The sequence below is a fragment of the Bacillus thermozeamaize genome, assembly GCA_002159075.1.
GTDB lineage: Bacteria > Bacillota > Bacilli > ZCTH02-B2 > ZCTH02-B2 > Bacillus_BB > Bacillus_BB thermozeamaize.
The window spans coordinates 1-3,665 of the sequence record LZRT01000127.1; the positions used below are offsets into that span (position 1 = coordinate 1).

At 54.3% G+C, this 3,665-nt stretch carries 5 protein-coding genes; 3 read left to right on the forward strand and 2 right to left on the reverse strand.

All coding sequences use genetic code 11. The features are described from left to right. Positions 1-137 precede the first annotated feature (137 nt). The 3 genes from BAA01_03075 to BAA01_03085 all read left to right on the forward strand — a co-directional run bounded on the left by BAA01_03075 (position 138) and on the right by BAA01_03085 (position 2,125). A complete protein-coding gene (locus BAA01_03075; GenBank protein ID OUM84481.1) occupies positions 138-1,376 on the forward strand; it encodes a hypothetical protein in 1,239 nt (412 codons plus the stop codon). A gap of 64 nt (positions 1,377-1,440) precedes the next feature. After that, complete coding sequence (locus BAA01_03080) at positions 1,441-1,788, forward strand: sporulation protein (GenBank protein ID OUM84477.1); 348 nt, start codon at positions 1,441-1,443, stop codon at positions 1,786-1,788. Next, positions 1,781-2,125: a hypothetical protein gene (locus BAA01_03085; protein ID OUM84478.1), complete on the forward strand. Its 345-nt coding sequence runs from the start codon at positions 1,781-1,783 to the stop codon at positions 2,123-2,125. Before BAA01_03080 ends, BAA01_03085 begins: the two co-directional genes overlap by 8 nt. Positions 2,126-2,174: 49 nt before the next feature. Here BAA01_03085 and BAA01_03090 read toward each other — a convergent pair whose 3' ends face one another. Together BAA01_03090 and BAA01_03095 are read right to left on the reverse strand one after the other, a co-directional pair. Then, the gene (locus tag BAA01_03090; GenBank protein ID OUM84479.1) at positions 2,175-2,873 is read right to left on the reverse strand and encodes a hypothetical protein; all 699 of its coding nucleotides are present in this window, start codon (positions 2,871-2,873) and stop codon (positions 2,175-2,177) included. A gap of 170 nt (positions 2,874-3,043) precedes the next feature. Then, positions 3,044-3,655, reverse strand: a complete 612-nt coding sequence (locus BAA01_03095; protein OUM84480.1) for a hypothetical protein — start codon at positions 3,653-3,655, stop codon at positions 3,044-3,046. Positions 3,656-3,665: the final 10 nt, after the last annotated feature.

Consider the following 3,665-nt stretch of genomic DNA (forward strand, 5'->3'; position numbering starts at 1 on the left):
CAGGTACCGTTTGCCACAGGCTCTGCACATCGCGGCACTCATTTTCATGGGCGTACATACAATGAACACGGATCAGTCCGGTGAATCAAAGAGGGGAAGGGGAATTCGGCATGAAGGATAAAGAGCGGGGAAATGGGATGGATGATGTTGCGGTTTATTACGCAGGTCAAGCGTGTGGGATGATCCCTTTCGCATCTCTGCCTTCCTTTCGTCTGTTTTGTCAAGAAAGCGGGTTTAGCTTCCAGTGGGAGCCGAAACAAAAGAGGATTTTTCTTGCTCCTGGGCTGAAGGGAAAAGTCTGCGTGCTGGCGTACGGCAGCCGAGGGGTTTCCGCCGCAACCGATTTCCATTCACATGAACGGGACGTTTTGGCGCTCACAGAACGATTTCTCACCGACGCCGGGGTGAGCGTCGTGTTGTCGCCGAACCGGCTGGGCTTTCCTGAACAGCAGGATCTATACGTGCAATTTACCGTCGAAAAGGCGGACGTCGGGGTTCAACCCCGAATGACCATCTTTCAGGACGAAAGCCGGCGCAATGAAGCATTGATACGCTGTCTGGAGACAGAGTTGAAGAGCGCGAGTATTCCATGTGCATCCGAATTGCGTTACGAGTCCCAGACGCTCCAGCCATTGGTCGAGGTTCGCTGTCAGCTGCCGACCAGCTTGGTGCAAACGGCCTGGAAGGAGTGGGTGGAACGGATTGCCTTCTTTTTCGCTTCCGGCATCCTCCGCTACTTGCTGACGAAACAACAAATCTCGCCACTCTCCTGTCTGACTCCTGCTGTTTCGCGGATGATGGCTACAGAACCACTGATTTCCGCGGCGGAGGAGAGGAAGACACGAGGGAACCCCGGTTTAGGGGAGACGCCGGTCGACAAAGAAGCGAGCCGGTTGCCGGAACGGCGGGAGTTGGCTGCAGAGGTATTTTTTGATTACACCGTGCTTCGCTCCGACATCGAGGGCAAGCCGTTTTTGATCTTCGGAAACCTATATGTCAAAAACACAGGTACCGAAGCATTGATCAATCCGGTTGTTTGCTTGCGTGTTGATCCCCCTGGCAGCGTCAAACTGGGCGGACAGATTTTGCCGGCCAACTTGGTGGAGACGCTCGGAGTGCAAAGTTCTGCTGGAGTCAAGGGCTGGAGGTTTTTGGAGGAAGATTGGTTTGAGCAGGCAATGGAGCGGGGGGAGTACTGGATGGCTCCGATTCAGCCGGTGCGTATCGCACCGAAAGAAGTCCATCCTTTTCAAAACTTCCAGATTACCGTGATGACGCCGGAATCCGGCAACAGCGTGACGATCGAAGGATTCGTCTTTTTCCGCGAACAGGATGTGCAATTTGCCTCCAACAATCGGATCGCGGTGTCGTGCTGATCCAGCGCGAAAAACCACCACCCGAAGTAGCGTAAACAAATCTTAAATAAGGAAGTGGAAGCTGATGTTTGATCTGACGTGGATCGAGCTGGTGATACTGGTGTTGGCCAGCTTTCGGTTGACCCATCTGATAGTCTACGACGAAATTACATCGTTTTTGCGTGACCCGTTTTTCACGGTTGCGTACGAAGATGACGCTTCCGGCCAGGTGGTGCGGCACGTTCATTTCAAAGGAAATGGCCTGCGACGCTGGATGGGCATGCTCCTCAGTTGCCACTGGTGTGTTGGTATCTGGTCTTCAGCAGCCGTCGTCGTGTTGCACCATTTGGTGCCGGCTGCATTCCCCGTATTACTCGTGTTGGCAGTGGCCGGAGCCGCTGCGGCCATCGAGACGAAGATGTACTTTGGATGAATCTCGCGGCGTCTGTACCCGGCTCGACATGATGCGCACTCTCCTGAACGTCTGTTTTATCAATGGTTCGTCGGTCCTGACTCACATGAACGTCTTTCAACGGGTGGGCTTGTTCGACGAAACCCTCCGTTACGCGCACGACTACGACATGTGGCTGCGCATGCTACCGCACTACGAACTGGCCTACCTGGATGAACCGCTGTTGATGTACCGGGTGCACCAGCACATGGGCACGAAAAAATACGCTGAGGCCGTCCAAAAAGAAGCACTGCTCGTCCAGGAACGGCACCGGGAAGCCGTCCTTCAGCTGGTTGAGAGAGGCGGGGCGCTCTCGTAAGGAAAAACGCATCCTTTCTGGATGGTAGGTGTTCCATCGGACTAGGCCGTTATCCCCGGATGGTGATATGCTTGTATTTTTGCTGTACAAGCGCCGCTTCGGCGATTACCTGTCTAGAGTACTTGTTCGTTCCCATCTGGTCGTGGACGCGGTAGGAGAGCAGCGGTTCCTGGAGATAGAGGAAGTGGTGCTTCAAGAGGACGCGCAGCCAGAATTCGTAGTCATGAGCATAGCGGAATCCTTCGTCAAACAGTCCCACCTGCTGAAAAATGTCCATGTGCAGCATGACTGTACCACCGTTGATCAAACAGTGGTGTTTCATCCGCTCGAAAAAAAGGATCCGATCTGCTACCCAAACGGACGGATACTGGCCGAGGATGCGGTTTTGCGCGTCGATCAGCCGGTATGAGGTATAGCAGGCCAAGGCATTTCTGCTCTGCATGAAGGCCATTTGCTTGGCGATTTTGTCTCGGTCAAACACGTCGTCTGAACTCAGCCAGGCGAAATACTGGCCGGTGGCGTACCGAATGCCCATGTTCAGGGCTGTCGCCGTGCCGCCGTTACCCTTTTTCATGTAGCGGATCCGGTGCATGTACGGCAGGATCTTTTCGCTGTGTCGGGTGGAACCGTCGTTGACCACGATGACCTCGACGTGAGGATACGTCTGCTGAAGCGCGCTTTCAATGGCCTGATCGACGTAGGGACAGTTGTAGAAAGGGATGACGATGGACACCTTGGGTTGATTCATCGCTTTTCACCGCCTGTTTGTTAGGAAGCACGAAAACCTGCCCGACCACCCCTCTCGTGATTCCGAGGGGCGGCCGCACCGCGATAACTACTACAACGATATGAAAGGGAATCAGCAGGTGGTTGTACGTGTTCCCCAATGATGAGGAAAACGGGCAGAAAAAGGCAGCATTACCGCTTTCGTTGCTGGTAGATTTGCTCGAGCGTATTGACGATTTGTTGTTCAAACCGGTCCTTGGTAAACATCCTGGCGGTCCGCAAACCTCCCGCCAACAGCCGGTGATAAAGAGCTTCGTTATTCAGAACAGTGAGGATGCCTTCCGCCAGTGCATGCGGATTGCGTGGCGGCGTGATATAGGCGCTTTCCATATGGGTGCAAAAATCGGATATCCCTCCGGAGTTGGTGGTGACCACCGGTGTGCCGCAGGCCATCGCTTCCAGCGGGGGGAGCGCATAGCCCTCAAACCAGGAGGAGGAGACAAACAAGTCGGCCGAACGGTATAACTCGGCCATCTCCAGGTCACTGTTGGGACGGAACGTGCGGCAGGCAATACCCGGCAGTTTCAACTCCTTTTCGGGACAGATCATGTGGACGATCAGATTTCCATTGTATCTGCTGCGAACGATCTGCATGGCCAGCATGAAATCGTAAAATCCCTTCAATGCGTACCCTGCACCCGGATCGCGGGCGATGTACAGGATGGTCTTCGTCAGCTTACCACGAAACTGGTTGAGGTACGGGCTCGGTTTGAATATGGAGGGGTCAATGCCGGGATTGATCACCGTGCTGCGC

Bases quoted from the DNA above. Each gene is read 5' to 3' on its own strand.
- BAA01_03075 (OUM84481.1), top strand. From the start codon at position 138: ATGGATGATGTTGCGGTTTATTACGCAGGTCAAGCGTGTGGGATGATC.
- BAA01_03080 (OUM84477.1), top strand. From the start codon at position 1,441: ATGTTTGATCTGACGTGGATCGAGCTGGTGATACTGGTGTTGGCCAGC.
- BAA01_03090 (OUM84479.1), bottom strand. From the start codon at position 2,873: ATGAATCAACCCAAGGTGTCCATCGTCATCCCTTTCTACAACTGTCCC.